We start from the raw sequence: 14,808 nt of genomic DNA, 5'->3' as shown, positions 1-14,808 counted from the left end.
CTGGTCACTGGTTGCGTATGTGGCCGCATCCCAGCGAAAGGTCCGGCAATGCGTCCGTCAGGCAGAAACCTAAGCGATCTTCGGACGGTTTCAATCGAAACCAACGTGATGAAACATGCCGAAGGCTCTTGCCTCATCAAGATGGGCGAGACGCATGTGCTGTGTTCCGCCACGATCGAGGACAAGGCGCCTCCCTTCCTGAAGAACACCGGGCAGGGCTGGGTCACCGCCGAATACGGAATGCTGCCGCGCGCGACAAACTCGCGCACGAGGCGTGAGGCGGCGGCGGGCAAACAATTGGGCCGCACGCAAGAGATTCAACGGCTTATCGGTCGATCTTTGCGTGCAGGCGTAGACCGGCAGGCGCTTGGCGAACGCCAGATCGTCGTGGACTGCGACGTGATCCAGGCCGACGGCGGCACCCGCTGCGCCTCGATCACCGGCGGCTGGGTCGCGCTGCGACTGGCGGTGAACAGGCTCCTGACCTCCGGCGTCATCACCTCCGACCCGATCCTCGACCACGTCTCCGCCGTCTCCTGCGGCATCTATGCCGGCCAGCCCGTTCTCGACCTCGACTACGCCGAGGATTCGGCCGCCGGAACCGACGGCAATTTCGTGATGACCGGCGCCGGCAGGCTGATCGAGGTGCAGATGTCCGCCGAAGGTTCCGCCTTCAGCCAGGACGAACTCCTGCAGCTCCTCGACCTCGCCCGCCAGGGCAACGCCGCCCTGGTCGCGGCGCAACGCGCGGCGCTGGGACTGTAATGCTGCGCCGTGGGGATCGCCTTCTCGTCGCCACGCACAACCGTGGCAAGCTGGAAGAGATCGCCGATCTTCTGGCCCCCTACGACGTGACCGTCGTCGGCGCCGGCGACCTCGGCCTGGCCGAGCCCGAGGAGACCGAAACCACCTTCGTCGGCAACGCCCGCCTCAAGGCCCACGCCGCCGCGAAGGCCTCCGGCCTGGTCGCGCTGGCCGATGACTCCGGCCTCGCCGTTGACGCGCTGGGCGGCGCTCCGGGTGTATTTACAGCCGACTGGGCCACCACCGCCAAGGGCCGCGACTTCAAGGTCGGCATGGAGCGGGTCTGGCGCGAGCTGGAGGCGATCCACGCCCCCGAACCGCGCACTGCCCAGTTCTGCTGCACCCTCGTCCTCGCCAGCCCGGACGGCCAGGACCTTGTCTTTGAAGGCAAATCCCCCGGCCGCCTCGTCTGGCCCGGCCGCGGCGAACAGGGTCACGGCTTCGACCCGATCTTCCTGCCCGACGGCTATTCCCAGACTTTCGGCGAGATGGACCGCTGGGAAAAGAACCGCCTGTCCCACCGCGCCGACGCCTTCCGCAAACTCGTTGCCGCCCTGTTCCCCTGATGGAAGACTGGCGCCACGCGGGCTTCGGTCTGTATATACACTGGCCCTTCTGCCAGTCGAAGTGCCCCTACTGCGACTTCAACAGCCACGTCGCCACCCGCATCGACCAGACCCGTTGGCTCCGCGCCTTTGAACTTGAAATCGACCGCATCGGCGCGCTGACCCAGGGCCGCATCCTCAACACCGTCTTCTTCGGCGGCGGCACCCCGTCGCTGATGGAAGCAGCCACGGTCCAGGGCATCCTCGACCGCATCCGCGCTACCTGGACCCTTGCGAACGACGTCGAAATCACCCTGGAAGCCAACCCCGGCAGCGTCGAGGCCGCCCGCTTCGACGGCTACGCCAAGGCCGGCGTCAACCGGGTTTCCCTCGGAATCCAGTCGCTTGACCCGGACGATCTCCGCCGTCTCGGCCGGATGCACACGGTGGACGAGGCCGCAAAGGCCATCGCCATCGCACAGTCCACCTTCGACCGCGTCTCCATCGACCTGATCTACGCCCGGCAGAACCAGACCCTGCCGGCCTGGCGCGACGAGCTTCACCGCGCGCTGGACTTCGGTACATCGCACCTCTCGCTCTACCAGCTGACCATCGAGGACGGCACCGTCTTCGGCCAGATGCACGCGAAGAACCTCCTCAAGGGCCTGCCCGAAGAGGACCTGTCGGCCGACATGTTCGAGCTGACACAGGAAATCACCCGCAGCGCAGGCCTCCCCGCCTACGAGGTCTCGAATCACGCCCGACCCGGCGACGAATCACGCCATAACCTGATCTACTGGCGGATGGGTGACTATGCCGGGATCGGCCCCGGCGCGCATGGGCGACTCACCCTCGATTCGACCCGATTCGCGACCGAAGCCGAACGCCTGCCGACCCCGTGGCTGACCCGAACCCTTGCCACCCCAGGTTCCGCCGAAACCACTGACCGCCTGACCGCCGACGATCGCGCTAGCGAATACCTCATGTTCGCGCTCCGCCTCCGAGAAGGCGCGTCGCTCTCGCGCTTCGCCGCACTTGCCGGTCAACCGCTCTCTCCATCGGCCCTCGCCGGAGTCGAGGCCCTTGGCCTTGTTGCCCGGGACGGCGACCGCATCCGCACCACCGACCGTGGCGTGATGATGCTGAACGGGATCCTCCGCGCGCTGCTGGCTGATCGTCAGTCTGCGGACTGATCAGTCTTCATCTGGTATTTGCGAAAGGATCCGACACAACCTGTCGAGGTCATCCAGCGATCCATAGCGGATCACCAGCTCCCCGCTCTCTCCACCCGGCGAATGTTCGATGCGCACCGGCATCTTCAGGTTCGCCGAAAGATCGCCCTCCAGAGCCCGAGTGTCGGCATCCTTCTCGCTTCCCTTGATGGCCTTGGGTGCAGCCGCCTTGGCGCCGCCCTGTGCCTTCATCAGGCGCTCGACGTCCCGGACCGAAAGCCCCTTGGCCACGATCTGCGCCGCCAGCTCACTGGCTTTCGGGCTTCCGATCAGCGCCCGTGCATGGCCAGCCGAAAGCTTTCCATCGCGCACCAGATCCTGCACATCCTCGGGAAGCGTCAGCAGACGAAGCAGATTCGCCACATGGCTGCGGCTCTTCGACAGCGCTTCGGCCAGCTTCTCCTGCGTATGGCCGAATCGGGTCATCAGCTGCCGGAACCCAAGCGCCTCTTCGATGGCATTCAGGTCGGCACGCTGGATGTTCTCGATGATCGCAACCTCCAGGACCTCGCTGTCGCTAAGGTCGCGCACCACAACGGGAACTTCATGCAGCTGCGCCAGCTGCGCCGCCCGCCACCGACGCTCGCCGGCAACGATCTCATAGCTGTCCCGGCCGGGCTTCCGCCGCACGATCAGCGGCTGGATCACGCCTTTCTGGCGAATCGAATCGGCCAGGCTCTCCAACTCTTCCTGCCGGAAATCCAGCCTCGGTTGCTGCGGATTCGGTTCCAGCTTCTCCACTGGCACCAGCAACTCTGCCTTCCGCGCCGTTGCCATCTGTTCCGGACCTGCGAGGTGGACATCCGCCATCAGGGCCGACAACCCGCGGCCAAGGCCGCGCCTTTCGTTCTTGGACATGCTCAGGCCTCTGAAACTTCTGGGGTTTTCCGGCGGTCAGCAATTTCTCTCGCCAGCGCGCGATAGGCTTCCGCGCCCTTCGAGCCCGGATCGTAGGTCAGAACCGGCAGCGCATAGGACGGCGCCTCGCTGATTCGGACGTTGCGGGGAATCGTGGTTTTCATCACCAGATCGCCCATATTGGCGCGGGCATCGGCCTCCACCTGTGCTGTCAATCTGTTGCGTCGATCATGCATGGTCAACACAACACCTTCGATCCGCAGATCCGGGTTCGCTGACCGCCGGACATCCCGAATCGTCAGCATCAGCTGCGACAGACCCTCCAGCGCAAAGAACTCGCACTGCAGCGGCACCAGTACCGAGTGAGCGGCGACAAGCGCATTGACCGTCAGAAGGCTCAGGGCGGGCGGGCAATCGATCAGCAGATAATCGAAGCCGTAGGTGTCCATTTCCGGTCGGCGCAAGGCGTCGTGCAACAGGAAGCTGCGTTTCTCGCTCGCCACGATATCCAGGTCGGCCGAGGACAGGTCCGCGTTGGCGGGGATGATCATGATGTCGGGAATTCCCGTTTCAAGCACAACATCCTGTAGGTCAGCACCATCTACGATCAAATCGTAGCTTGTCTTCTTCCGCGCATCAGGGCGCACGCCCATACCGGTGGACGAATTGCCCTGAGGGTCGATGTCCACGAGGAGAACCCTCTTCCCAAGCTCGGCAAGGCCGGCGGCGAGATTGATCGCGGTAGTGGTCTTGCCGACGCCGCCCTTCTGATTGGCCAGCGCGAGGATGTAGGGTTTGTCAATCATGGCTGGCACGTTGGATGTTCCTGATCACAAGAATTGCAGCTTCGCCATCAGACAGGCTCGGCCGGGTGTCAACGTCAAAGTCCCAGGCACTCCGAGCTGCCGCCAGTTCTTCTGCAAAGCGGGCACCTTTGGGGAAGATGGCAGTTCCACCGGGCCGCAACAGCCTGGCAGCGTAGCCGACGAGGTCGGCAAGCGGCGCAAGCGCCCGGGCCGACACCACATCAGCATGCAGGTTCGGAAGAGATTCGATTCTCTGGCTGCGAACGTCGACGACAAGCCCGAGCGAATGGGCGGCCTGGCGCAGGAAGGTCGCCTTGCGCAAATCGGACTCGACCAGTGTCACATTCATCTCTGGCGACAATTCGCGCGCCAGAACGGCGACGACAAGGCCAGGGAACCCCCCGCCCGAGCCAAGATCGACCCAGGTCCGGGCGCCCTTCGGGCGGAACGCGAAGATCTGTGCTGAATCGACGACATGGCGGGACCAAAGGTCCGGCAGCGTGGTCTTGCTGACAAGGTTTATTGCAGGATTCCAGCGCCTGACCAGCGCCTCCAGCGCCTGGAGCGCGGCGAATGTTTCACGTGAAACAACGAGTCCGCCGACCGAGTCTTCAGCCACAGTCATCATCCGGCTCGTCGCTCGACAGGTTTTCGCAGGTGTGCCAGCACCAGCAGCAGCGCGGCCGGGGTGACACCCTCTATGCGCGACGCCTCCAGAATCGATTCGGGCTCAGCCCGCGAGAGCTTCTGCCTGAGCTCGTTCGACAGCCCCGAGATCATCCCATAATCAAAGCCACGCGGTATGCGTTGGGCTTCCTGTCGTCGTAGGTCCGCAACCTCCCTGGCCTGGCGTTCCGCATACTGCTCGTATGTCGAATCGATCTGAAGTTGCACAAGCACATCCTTTTCCAACATCTGGTAGGCAGGCAACGCCTGGGGGACAACATCCAGATCCATGCCAGCCAGAGACAGGACTTCATAGGCCGATCGTTTCACGCCGTCCTTGCTCACGGCAACGCCGGCCTCGTTAAGTGCCTTTGGCCCGATCATGATTTCGGAAAGCGCTCTGCGACCAGCCTCAAGCTTGCTCACCTTGCTTTCGAACGCGATTCGGCGCCATTCGCCCACGCAGCCGACGTCAATCCCGACGGGCGTCAGCCGCCGATCCGCATTGTCTGCCCGCACAGTCAGGCGGAACTCCGCCCGCGAGGTGAACATGCGATAGGGCTCGGTCACCCCGCGCGAGACCAGGTCGTCGATCATCACACCGATATAGCTGTCGGCTCGGCTGAACTCGATCGGTTCCCGATCCCTGGATGCGGCGGCCGCGTTGATGCCCGCTACTATACCTTGTGCGCCCGCCTCCTCGTAGCCGGTCGTCCCGTTGATCTGTCCGGCAAAGTACAACCCCTTCACGGCGCGCGTTTCGAGACTTTTGTGCAGGCCGCGCGGATCGAAATAGTCGTATTCGATCGCGTAGCCCGGTTGGAGAACCACTGTCTGCTCCAGACCCGGAATCGTGCGGATATAGGCGTGCTGGACCTCCTCGGGCAGCGAGGTCGACAGGCCGTTCGGATAGACCGTGTGATCGTCCAGCCCCTCCGGCTCCAGGAACACCTGGTGCGAGGCCTTGTCGGCAAAACGCACCACCTTGTCCTCGATCGACGGGCAATACCGCGGGCCGACGCCTTCAATGTGACCACCATACATGGCGGAGCGCCCAAGGTTTTCCCGCACGATCTGGTGTGTCGCCTCGGAGGTATGGGTGATCCCGCAGGACACCTGCCTTGCCTCGGGCGCCCGGCTCAGGAAGGAGAACATCGCGGGATCATCGTCTCCCGGCTGGCTCTCCATCCGGGCCCAGTCGATGGTGCGCCCGTCCAGGCGAGGAGGCGTCCCGGTCTTCAGGCGTCCCGCCGGCAGCGCCAGTTCGGCCAATTGGGCCGCCAGCAGCCTGGATGGCGAATCGCCCATCCGCCCGCCCGACATCCGCCGGTCGCCGATATGGATCACGCCGTTCAGGAAGGTCCCTGCCGTCAGCACCACGCGGCCCGAGGCAAGCTCCACGCCCGAGGCCAGCACAACGCCTGCCACGGCATCCCCAGCCATGCGCAGCCCCGCGACCTCGCCCTCGATCACGTCGAGGCCCGGAGTCGCCAGCAGCTCCGCCCGCATCGCCTCGCGGTACAAGCGCCGGTCGATCTGTGCCCTTGGGCCCTGCACGGCGGGCCCCTTCCGGCGGTTCAGCAGGCGAAACTGGATCCCCGCCCGATCCGCCATCCGACCCATCAGCCCGTCCAGCGCATCGATCTCGCGCACAAGGTGGCCCTTGCCCAATCCGCCGATCGCCGGGTTGCAGGACATCGCACCCAGCGTTTCCACGCGCAACGTGACCAGAGCCGTGGCCACGCCCATCCGGGCCGCCACCGCCGCCGCTTCGGCGCCCGCATGGCCGCCGCCAATCACGATGACATCGTAGTGTTTCACGTGGAACACCCCTTACTTGCCGATGCAGAAGCTGGCGAAGATCTCGCCCAGCAGATCGTCGACATCCACTCGTCCGACCAAGGCATCCAGTGCCCGGACCGCCTGCCGCAGATGCTCCGCCGCCAGCTCGACGCGCGAGTCGGGTCTTACCACTTCCGCCCGTGACTCGGCCAGAGCGGCAATCGCCGTCGTCACGGCAACGCGATGCCGTTCGCGCACCAGGGCACCAGCCGAGCCCACCCGCTGCGCCAGGATTTCGCCGATCCGCGCCATCAGTTCCGGGACGCCTTGCCCGGTCTTACCCGAGACAGCCAAGCCAGAAATCCCAGATCTGGTGTCGGCCTTGCCAATTACCACAATATCATCGCCCACCGGCTCCAGCGGCAAATCCGATCCGTCCGACAGGAACAGCCGCAGGTCGGCCGCCTCGGCCCGGGCAAGCGCCCGCTCGATCCCGGCGCGTTCCAGCCGATCCTCGGTCTCGCGCAGGCCGGCCGTGTCCAGAAAGGTCACGGGAAGCCCGGCAATCTCCATCCGCACCTCGATCACATCTCGGGTCGTCCCGGCTATCTCGCTGGTGATCGCCGCCTCCCGCCCCGCCAGCTGGTTCAGAAGCGTCGATTTGCCGGCGTTCGGCGCGCCGACAATAGCCACCTCGAAGCCGTCGCGGATGCGTTCGGCCGCCGTGACCCCGGCAGCCTCGCGGCCAAGATCGTCCATCAGCCCGTCGATCAGCGCCAGAACCTCGGGCGAGACGTCCACCGGCACGTCCTCGTCCGCAAAGTCGATGGTCGCTTCCAGAAGCGCCCCTGCCCGGATCAGGTCACGTCGCCAGCCCTCGACCTTCTGGCCCACCGCCCCCGACAGCACCCGAACCGCCTGACGCCGCTGCGCCTCGGTCTCGGCGTCGATCAGGTCCGCCAGCCCCTCGACCTGCGCCAGGTCGAGGACGCCATTCTCCAGCGCCCGCCGCGTGAATTCCCCCGGCTCGGCCAACCGCAAGCCTGGCTGCTCCGACAAGGCCCGAAGGACTGCCCCCACCACCGCCGGCCCGCCATGACAGTGCAGTTCCACCACCGACTCGCCGGTGAAACTGGCACCTTCGGCAAAGGTCAGCACCAGCGCCTCGTCCAGGAGCTCTCCGCCCCAGGTCAGCCGCCGCAGCCCCGCAACCCGCGGCGCAGGCAGCGACCCGCAAAGCGCAAGACCGGCCGCCACAGCGTCCGGTCCCGAGATCCGTACCACGGCTAGGCCCGACCGACCCCGCGCCGTGGCGAGGGCATAGATCGTGTCCATCGCCAACCGCCTGTCAGGTGTTCATCGACTCGAAGAATTCCGCGTTCGTCTTCGTCTGCTTCAGCTTCGAGATCAGGAACTCGATAGCATCCGTCGTCCCCATCGGGTTCAGGATGCGGCGCAGGACATAGGTCTTCTGCAGGTCGGTCTTGTCCACCAGCAGGTCCTCTTTCCGGGTGCCGGATTTCAGGATGTCCATCGCCGGGAACACGCGCTTGTCGGCGACCTTGCGGTCCAGCACGATCTCGCAGTTGCCAGTGCCCTTGAACTCCTCGAAGATCACCTCGTCCATCCGGCTGCCGGTGTCGATCAGAGCGGTGGCGATGATGGTCAGCGACCCGCCTTCCTCGATGTTCCGGGCAGCACCGAAGAACCGCTTCGGACGTTGCAGGGCATTGGCATCGACACCACCGGTCAGGACCTTGCCCGAGGACGGCACCACGGTGTTGAAGGCCCGGCCCAGGCGGGTGATGGAATCGAGCAGGATCACCACGTCGCGCTTGTGTTCGACCAGGCGCTTGGCCTTCTCGATCACCATTTCCGCCACGGCGACGTGCCGCGTCGCTGGTTCGTCGAAGGTCGAGGACACGACCTCGCCCTTCACGGACCGCTGCATGTCGGTCACTTCCTCGGGGCGTTCGTCGATCAGCAGGACGATCAGATAGCACTCGGGATGGTTGGTAGCGATCGAATGGGCGATGTTCTGCAACAGCACCGTCTTGCCGGTCCGCGGCGGTGCCACGATCAGCGCGCGCTGACCTTTCCCGATCGGCGAGACGAGGTCGATGATCCGGGCCGAGCGGTCCTTGATCGTCGGATCGTCGATTTCCATCTTCAGCCGCTCGTCGGGGTAAAGCGGCGTGAGGTTGTCGAAATGGACCTTGTGCTTGGCCTTTTCGGGATCGTCGAAGTTGATCTTCGTGGCCTTGACCAGGCTGAAATAGCGTTCGTTCTCCTGCGGGGCCTTGATGACGCCCTCGATGGTGTCGCCGGTACGCAAGCTGAACTGGCGGATCATCTCCGGTGAGACGTAGATGTCATCCGGGCCCGGCAGGTAGTTGGCTTCCGGAGAACGAAGGAACCCGAACCCGTCCTGCAACACTTCCAGAACGCCATCGCCGCCGATCTCCCAGCCTTCCTCGGCATGCTCCTTCAGGATCGAGAACATCATCTCGCCCTTGCGCATGCTGGGGGCGTTCTCGATCTCCCACTCTTCGGCCATGGCCAGAAGATCGGCCGGGGTCTTGGCTTTCAGCTGGGCGAGATTCAAGCGTTCGACGGTCATGTCATACCTTTGTGCGGGTCCCGCACACTGCGGGAAACCTCGACGGATCTGGATCGGGAGACGCGATGGACCGGACGGCCCTGCATGGCGGCACCTAATCGCGCCCCGGCCAAAAGTCAATCAGAAGCGGGTGATGACAGCAAAGACGATGACCAGCATCAGGATGGTCGGAACCTCGTTCATCATCCGATAGGTGCGCCCGCTGCGGGTGTTGGTGCCCATGACGAACTCTTTCCGTCGCAGTCCCAGCCAATGATGGAACCAGGTCATGGTCAGGATGCAGACGACCTTCACCCAGGGCCAGGCGAAGGACCAGTCCACCACGCCCGGCGTAAAGACCAGCGCCAGGCCAAAGACCCAGGTCGCGATCAACGACGGGTTCATGATGCCGCGCAGCAGCCGCCGCTCCATCGTCTGGAACATCTTGTCGGTGGGCGACCCCATCTCGACCTGTTCGACGTGATAGACGAAGAGGCGCGGCAGGTAGAAAATCCCGGCCATCCAGGTGATCACCGACACGACATGCAGCGATTTCGTGACCAGATACCACTCGGCCAGGAAATCCGTGATCGTTGCAAGCATCGTCCCACTCCGTCCGTTCAAGTCAACTTCTTCTATTAAGAATAAAGAAAAGAAGGAATGCTGATGCTGTTGCGGCTGTGGACGACGGGATTTCCCGACTCTCCCCCAGATCGCTCCACAGGGAAGAGGCTGTGGACAAATCCGGGAAAATCCCTGAAAGGGCATGGAGGCATAAGAAAAATCATTATAAAGCAAATACTTGTGTCTGAATCCCTTGACGCGCAATCCACAGGCGAGTGCTGCGCTCTCCCCGGGCATAACCACTTCTCCCGAGCCGCGTGACAAGGCCATGCACAACGGGATATCTCTGGCACAGCCGCCGCGGAACTGGCTGCCTGATCACAGGGCCACCCGCAGAGCCTCAATGGCCCCCATTCCGGACCCAGGAACAAACCGAGGTTATTCACAGCCTTGCCCCCGACCCTGATCCTCGCCTCCACCTCCGCCACCCGCCTGTCGATGCTCCGCGCTGCGGGCCTTGAGCCGATCCCCGTCGCTCCGCGCGTCGATGAGACCAGCGTCCGGGATTCCCTGGTGGCCGAGGGAGCGACCCCCCGCGACATCGCCGACGCCCTGGCCGAGATGAAGGCGCGCAAGGTCGCCGAGAAGCATCCCGACGCGCTTGTCCTCGGCTGCGATCAGGTCCTCGCGCTCGACCGCGATATCTTTGCCAAACCCGAGACCCCCGACGATGCCCGCCAACAGCTGCGGCAGCTTCGGGGCAAGACCCACAAGCTCCTCTCCGCTGCCGTCGTCTATGAAAACGCCGAACCCGTATGGCGCCACGTCGCCGAGGCCCGCCTGACCATGCACCGCTTCTCCGACGCCTACCTCGATGACTACGTCGAGCGGAACTGGGACTCGATCCGCCATTCCGTCGGCTGCTACAAGGTGGAAGAGGAAGGCGTCCGCCTGTTCTCCGCCATCGCCGGCGACCATTTCACCATTCTCGGCCTGCCGCTTCTGCCGCTGTTGGCTTGGCTCGGCAACCGGGGCATGATCGCCACATGACAGATCATCCCCGCATCCCTCTTGCTGCCGTCATCGGTCACCCCGTCGCGCACAGCCGCAGCCCCGCCCTGCACGGCTACTGGCTGAAACGCTACAACATCAAGGGCCATTACATCCCGATCGACATTGCGCCCCTCGATCTGCCCCGCCTGCTGCGCACCTTGCCGGACCTCGGCTTCGTCGGCTGCAACGTCACGATCCCGCTCAAGGAGGCCATCCTCCAGATCGCCGATGTCGTGACCGACCGCGCCGCGTTGATCGGGGCCGCGAACACGCTGATCTTCCGCAAGGACGGCAAGATCCACGCCGACAACACCGACGGTTCCGGCTTCATCGCCAACCTGCGCCAGAACGCACCCGACTGGAAACCGGCCTCCGGCCCGGCTGTCGTGCTTGGGGCAGGCGGCGCCGCCCGCGCCGTGGTCGCCGCGCTGATCGAGGTCGGTGTGCCGGAGATCCGTCTCGCCAACCGCACCCGCGCTCGCGCGGACGCCATCCGCCAGGACTTCGGCGCCAAGATCCACGTTCACGAATGGGTCCAGGCCCCGAACCTTCTCGACGACGCGGTCACGGTCATCAACACGACCTCTCTGGGAATGACCGGCAAGGCCGACTTCAACGTCCCGATGCACCGCCTGAACGCCGGGGCAGTCTGCAACGACCTGGTCTATACGCCGCTCAAGACCCAGTTCCTGATCGAGGCCGAGGAGCGTGGCGGCATCGTCGTTGACGGGCTCGGCATGCTGCTCCACCAGGCGGCCCCCGGCTTCGAACGCTGGTTCGGCGTCCGGCCCGAGGTGGACGAGGCCACCCGCAAGGCCGTTCTTTCGGCATGAAAAGACCTTTCGTCCTTGGCCTCACCGGCTCCATCGGGATGGGCAAGTCCACCACCGCCCGGATGTTCGCCGAAGAGGGTCTTCCCGTCTGGGACGCCGATGCCACTGTGCACCGCCTCTATCAGCCCGGCCAACCCGCCGCCCTGATCGTCTCGCGTCTTTTCCCCGATGCGATGGACCCGGACGGCCGCGTCAACAGGCCCCGCCTGCGCGCCCTCATCAACGAAGATGCCACAGTGCTTGACCGTCTCAACGCCGCCGTCCACCCGCTTGTCGCCGAGGATCGCGCTCGCTTCCTTGCCCATGCGGATGCGCCCATCGTCCTTCTCGACGTGCCCCTTCTCTATGAAATCGGACTCGAAAAGGCCTGCGACGCTGTTGCCGTGGTCTCGGCGCCCCCGGAGGTTCAGCGCGAACGCGTCTTGATGCGCGGCATGACCGAGGCCGAATTCCGGACCATCCTCGACCGCCAGATGCCCGATGAGGAAAAGCGCCGGCGCGCCGATTACATCATCCCCACGACCAGCCTTGAAGGCGCCCGGCAGGCCGTGAAAGATGTGCTGGAAGACATCCGGCGGACCAAAGATGCGTGAAATCGTCCTCGACACCGAAACCACCGGACTGGAACCCGCAGAAGGCCACCGCATCGTCGAAATCGGCGCGGTCGAGCTGTTCAACCATCTGCCGACCGGCAGGACCTGGCACCAGTATATCAACCCCGAACGCAGCATGCCGCTCGGCGCGTTCGAGGTGCACGGCATCGGCCATGACATCCTGGAAAGCCCCGCAAAGCCCGTCCCCGGCGGCGTCACCCTGCGGGACAAGCCGGTTTTTGCCCGGATCGCGCAGGCGTTCCTCGATTTCGTCGGCGATGCCCAGCTGGTGATCCACAACGCCGCCTTCGACATGAAGTTCCTGAACTTCGAACTGGAACGCGCGGGCCTGCCGGTGTTGCCCCTCGCCCGGGCGACGGACACGGTGATGCTTGCCCGGACGAAGTTTCCAGGCTCTCCAGCCTCGCTCGATGCGCTGTGCCGGCGGTTCGGCATCGACAACTCGATGCGCGAAAAGCACGGCGCGCTGCTCGACAGCGAAATCCTGGCCGAGGTCTATCTGGAGCTGATCGGCGGCCGGCAGCCCGATCTGGTTCTCGGCACGGCCAGCCCGCTGCCCGGCCGCACCGTAACGGGCGAGGCTGTCGCCTGGCGCCCGCACCCGCGCCCGCACCCGCTTCCGCCCCGGATCACCGAGGCGGAAGCCGCTGCCCATGCCGAGATGATTGCCCGGATCGGCGCCTCGGCCATCTGGACAAAGGACGCCTAGCCAGAACCCAGGGCTGCGGGCTCAGTTGACCTGCTCGCCCGGCGCCGCCTGCTGTGCCTGGGCTTGCGCCCGCCGCGCCAGTTCCTGACGGTAGAGCGACATGAAGTCCACGGTATCGACGTTCAGCGGCGGGAAGCCACCGTCCCGCGTCACGTCCGAGATGATGCGGCGCACGAAGGGGAACATCAGGCGCGGGCACTCGATCAGCAGGAAGGGGTGCAGCTGTTCCTCCGCGACGCCCTCGATGTGGAAGGTCGCGCCGTATTCCACTTCCAGCAGGAACAGCACGTCGCCGTTGACCTTGTTCTTCGAGGTCACCTTGTATTTGGTGATGACCTCGAACTGGTTCGGGACAGGGCGCTTGCGGGCGTCGAGGCTGACCGCAACCTGGATGTCGGGCTGCACTTCGCCGGCGCTCAGACCTTTCTGCACGACCACGTTCTCGAAAGACAAGTCGCGCACATACTGGGCCAACACCTGCATCTTTATCTGCTGCGGCGCAGCCGTCGCGCCATTCCCTGCCGGGGTTTCGTCTGCCATGTCCGGGTCTCCTCAAGAGTTGGCGCCTTCTATCAGGTCGGGCGCCCGCTCTCAATGCTGCGGTTCATCGAGATGGAAAAGGCCGACCACGGGGGGTCGGCCAAAGGTTAATCTTTCGTATACGCCCACGATCAACATTTTGATTCCATGTCGAAATCAGAAAATGTCCACCGTGGACAGACTGGACCTCAGGTCAGAGAATCTCGCTCATCTTCACGACGCGCCCCTCGGCGACCGACTTCAGCGCGGCCTCGGCCAGGGCCAGGGCCAGAAGCCCGTCCTCGCCCGAAGGCGACGCCTTGGCCTTGCCCGCCATCGCGTCGATGAAGGCCGCGATCTCGGCCGCATAGGCCTCGGTATAGCGGGTCATGAAGAAGTCGTGCAGTGGCGGCCGGGTATAGCCCGCGCCGGTTGCGACCTCGATCGAAACGGGCCGCTGGTTCTCCGCCGCAACCGACCCGCCCGACCCGTGCACCTCGATCCGCTGGTCGTAGCCATAGGTTGCCCGGCGGCTGTTCGAGATGACGGCCATCTTGCCGCTGGCTGTCCGCAGCATCACCTGGACCGAGTCGCTGTCCCCGGCCTTGCCGATCTCGGGGTCCACCAGGACCGAGGCCATGGCCGAGACCTCGGCGACCTCCTCGCCCAAGAGGAACCGGGCCATGTCGAAGTCATGGATCGTCATGTCCCGGAAGATCCCGCCCGACCGCTTGATGTAATCCACAGGCGGCGCGCCGGGGTCGCGGCTGATGATCACCGCCATCTCGACCTTGCCGATGGTGCCCTTGTCGATCTCGGCCCGGACCGCACGGAAATGCGGGTCGAAACGACGGTTGAAGCCGACCATCAACGTCCCCCTGTGGGCGCGGACGACGTCAAGGCACTGTTTCACGCGGGCGAGGCTGAGGTCGATGGGCTTTTCGCAGAACACGGCCTTGCCAGCCTTCACGAACTGCTCGATCAGGTCGGCATGGGTGTCGGTCGGGGTGCAGATCACCACCGCGTCGATATCCTTGGCCGCCGCGATGGCGTCGATGGTCCGCACCTCGCAGCCATACTGATCGGCAATCGCCTGCGCCGCGGCGGGCATCGCGTCCGAAACCGCCACCAGCTTCGCGGCCGGGTTGCCCGTCACCGCCTTCGCATGAACCTTCCCGATGCGCCCCGCACCCAGAAGCCCGAACCTGATCGTCATCTTTCTCC

The 14,808-nt window shown here is 64.7% G+C and carries 16 protein-coding genes; 7 read left to right on the top strand and 9 right to left on the bottom strand.

The features are described from left to right. Positions 1 to 48: 48 nt before the first annotated feature. The 3 genes from rph to hemW are packed head-to-tail and all read left to right on the top strand — an operon-like array spanning position 49 to position 2,542. Positions 49 to 765: a ribonuclease PH gene (gene rph, locus FL625_RS03375; RefSeq protein WP_149587681.1), complete on the top strand. Its 717-nt coding sequence runs from the start codon at positions 49 to 51 to the stop codon at positions 763 to 765. Next, positions 765 to 1,370 carry an RdgB/HAM1 family non-canonical purine NTP pyrophosphatase gene (rdgB, locus tag FL625_RS03370; protein ID WP_149587229.1) on the top strand — a complete coding sequence of 202 codons (606 nt, stop codon included), beginning with the start codon at positions 765 to 767 and terminating at the stop codon, positions 1,368 to 1,370. The genes rph and rdgB overlap by 1 nt, the downstream gene beginning before the upstream one ends. Further along, positions 1,370 to 2,542: a radical SAM family heme chaperone HemW gene (gene hemW, locus FL625_RS03365; RefSeq protein ID WP_149587228.1), complete on the top strand. Its 1,173-nt coding sequence runs from the start codon at positions 1,370 to 1,372 to the stop codon at positions 2,540 to 2,542. The genes rdgB and hemW overlap by 1 nt, the downstream gene beginning before the upstream one ends. Here the strand turns inward: hemW and FL625_RS03360 are convergent, their stop codons facing one another. The 7 genes from FL625_RS03360 to FL625_RS03330 all read right to left on the bottom strand — a co-directional run bounded on the left by FL625_RS03360 (position 2,543) and on the right by FL625_RS03330 (position 9,895). After that, positions 2,543 to 3,439 carry a ParB/RepB/Spo0J family partition protein gene (locus tag FL625_RS03360; protein WP_149587227.1) on the bottom strand — a complete coding sequence of 299 codons (897 nt, stop codon included), beginning with the start codon at positions 3,437 to 3,439 and terminating at the stop codon, positions 2,543 to 2,545. A gap of 2 nt (positions 3,440 to 3,441) precedes the next feature. Beyond that, positions 3,442 to 4,245 (bottom strand): ParA family protein, encoded by an 804-nt coding sequence (locus tag FL625_RS03355; RefSeq protein ID WP_149587226.1) that lies wholly within the window; start codon positions 4,243 to 4,245, stop codon positions 3,442 to 3,444. Continuing rightward, entirely contained in the window at positions 4,238 to 4,870 is a 633-nt protein-coding gene (gene rsmG / locus FL625_RS03350) for a 16S rRNA (guanine(527)-N(7))-methyltransferase RsmG (RefSeq protein ID WP_149587225.1), read from the bottom strand. The genes FL625_RS03355 and rsmG overlap by 8 nt, the downstream gene beginning before the upstream one ends. After that, positions 4,870 to 6,732, bottom strand: coding sequence for a tRNA uridine-5-carboxymethylaminomethyl(34) synthesis enzyme MnmG (mnmG, locus tag FL625_RS03345; protein WP_200833869.1), 1,863 nt, complete (start codon positions 6,730 to 6,732; stop codon positions 4,870 to 4,872). Before mnmG ends, rsmG begins: the two co-directional genes overlap by 1 nt. A gap of 12 nt (positions 6,733 to 6,744) precedes the next feature. Next, positions 6,745 to 8,028 carry a tRNA uridine-5-carboxymethylaminomethyl(34) synthesis GTPase MnmE gene (gene mnmE / locus FL625_RS03340; protein WP_149587223.1) on the bottom strand — a complete coding sequence of 428 codons (1,284 nt, stop codon included), beginning with the start codon at positions 8,026 to 8,028 and terminating at the stop codon, positions 6,745 to 6,747. 13 nt (positions 8,029 to 8,041) lie between these two features. Then, positions 8,042 to 9,313: a transcription termination factor Rho gene (gene rho / locus FL625_RS03335; protein WP_149587222.1), complete on the bottom strand. Its 1,272-nt coding sequence runs from the start codon at positions 9,311 to 9,313 to the stop codon at positions 8,042 to 8,044. Positions 9,314 to 9,433: 120 nt separating this feature from the next. Further along, entirely contained in the window at positions 9,434 to 9,895 is a 462-nt protein-coding gene (locus tag FL625_RS03330; RefSeq protein WP_149587221.1) for a CopD family protein, read from the bottom strand. A 411-nt stretch (positions 9,896 to 10,306) separates the two neighbouring features. On the opposite strand from FL625_RS03330, the gene FL625_RS03325 reads away from it, so the two are divergent. The 4 genes from FL625_RS03325 to dnaQ are packed head-to-tail and all read left to right on the top strand — an operon-like array spanning position 10,307 to position 13,065. Continuing rightward, positions 10,307 to 10,906: a Maf family protein gene (locus FL625_RS03325; RefSeq protein WP_149587220.1), complete on the top strand. Its 600-nt coding sequence runs from the start codon at positions 10,307 to 10,309 to the stop codon at positions 10,904 to 10,906. Continuing rightward, on the top strand, positions 10,903 to 11,742 hold the full coding sequence (locus tag FL625_RS03320; RefSeq protein ID WP_149587219.1) for a shikimate dehydrogenase: 840 nt from the start codon (positions 10,903 to 10,905) through the stop codon (positions 11,740 to 11,742). The genes FL625_RS03325 and FL625_RS03320 overlap by 4 nt, the downstream gene beginning before the upstream one ends. Beyond that, positions 11,739 to 12,335: a dephospho-CoA kinase gene (gene coaE / locus FL625_RS03315; RefSeq protein WP_149587218.1), complete on the top strand. Its 597-nt coding sequence runs from the start codon at positions 11,739 to 11,741 to the stop codon at positions 12,333 to 12,335. Before FL625_RS03320 ends, coaE begins: the two co-directional genes overlap by 4 nt. Then, positions 12,328 to 13,065, top strand: a complete 738-nt coding sequence (dnaQ, locus tag FL625_RS03310; protein WP_149587217.1) for a DNA polymerase III subunit epsilon — start codon at positions 12,328 to 12,330, stop codon at positions 13,063 to 13,065. Before coaE ends, dnaQ begins: the two co-directional genes overlap by 8 nt. A gap of 21 nt (positions 13,066 to 13,086) precedes the next feature. Here the strand turns inward: dnaQ and secB are convergent, their stop codons facing one another. Both secB and iolG read right to left on the bottom strand, forming a co-directional pair. Beyond that, a complete protein-coding gene (gene secB, locus FL625_RS03305) occupies positions 13,087 to 13,605 on the bottom strand; it encodes a protein-export chaperone SecB (RefSeq protein WP_149587216.1) in 519 nt (172 codons plus the stop codon). A gap of 193 nt (positions 13,606 to 13,798) precedes the next feature. Further along, positions 13,799 to 14,800: an inositol 2-dehydrogenase gene (iolG, locus tag FL625_RS03300; protein WP_149587215.1), complete on the bottom strand. Its 1,002-nt coding sequence runs from the start codon at positions 14,798 to 14,800 to the stop codon at positions 13,799 to 13,801. Between the last annotated feature and the right edge of the window lie 8 nt (positions 14,801 to 14,808).

This window comes from Tabrizicola flagellatus, from assembly GCF_008271465.1.
In the GTDB taxonomy this organism is placed as follows: domain Bacteria; phylum Pseudomonadota; class Alphaproteobacteria; order Rhodobacterales; family Rhodobacteraceae; genus Tabrizicola; species Tabrizicola flagellata.
This window is presented reverse-complemented; position numbering and strand designations above follow the sequence as displayed.

Excerpts from the sequence above, each read along its gene's own strand:
- mnmE (WP_149587223.1), bottom strand. The coding sequence starts at position 8,028 with ATGGACACGATCTATGCCCTCGCCACGGCGCGGGGTCGGTCGGGCCTA.
- rph (WP_149587681.1), top strand. The coding sequence starts at position 49 with ATGCGTCCGTCAGGCAGAAACCTAAGCGATCTTCGGACGGTTTCAATC.
- iolG (WP_149587215.1), bottom strand. The coding sequence starts at position 14,800 with ATGACGATCAGGTTCGGGCTTCTGGGTGCGGGGCGCATCGGGAAGGTT.
- coaE (WP_149587218.1), top strand. The coding sequence starts at position 11,739 with ATGAAAAGACCTTTCGTCCTTGGCCTCACCGGCTCCATCGGGATGGGC.
- rho (WP_149587222.1), bottom strand. The coding sequence starts at position 9,313 with ATGACCGTCGAACGCTTGAATCTCGCCCAGCTGAAAGCCAAGACCCCG.
- secB (WP_149587216.1), bottom strand. The coding sequence starts at position 13,605 with ATGGCAGACGAAACCCCGGCAGGGAATGGCGCGACGGCTGCGCCGCAG.
- FL625_RS03355 (WP_149587226.1), bottom strand. The coding sequence starts at position 4,245 with ATGATTGACAAACCCTACATCCTCGCGCTGGCCAATCAGAAGGGCGGC.
- rdgB (WP_149587229.1), top strand. The coding sequence starts at position 765 with ATGCTGCGCCGTGGGGATCGCCTTCTCGTCGCCACGCACAACCGTGGC.
- rsmG (WP_149587225.1), bottom strand. The coding sequence starts at position 4,870 with ATGACTGTGGCTGAAGACTCGGTCGGCGGACTCGTTGTTTCACGTGAA.
- FL625_RS03320 (WP_149587219.1), top strand. The coding sequence starts at position 10,903 with ATGACAGATCATCCCCGCATCCCTCTTGCTGCCGTCATCGGTCACCCC.
- hemW (WP_149587228.1), top strand. The coding sequence starts at position 1,370 with ATGGAAGACTGGCGCCACGCGGGCTTCGGTCTGTATATACACTGGCCC.
- FL625_RS03360 (WP_149587227.1), bottom strand. The coding sequence starts at position 3,439 with ATGTCCAAGAACGAAAGGCGCGGCCTTGGCCGCGGGTTGTCGGCCCTG.
- dnaQ (WP_149587217.1), top strand. The coding sequence starts at position 12,328 with ATGCGTGAAATCGTCCTCGACACCGAAACCACCGGACTGGAACCCGCA.
- FL625_RS03330 (WP_149587221.1), bottom strand. The coding sequence starts at position 9,895 with ATGCTTGCAACGATCACGGATTTCCTGGCCGAGTGGTATCTGGTCACG.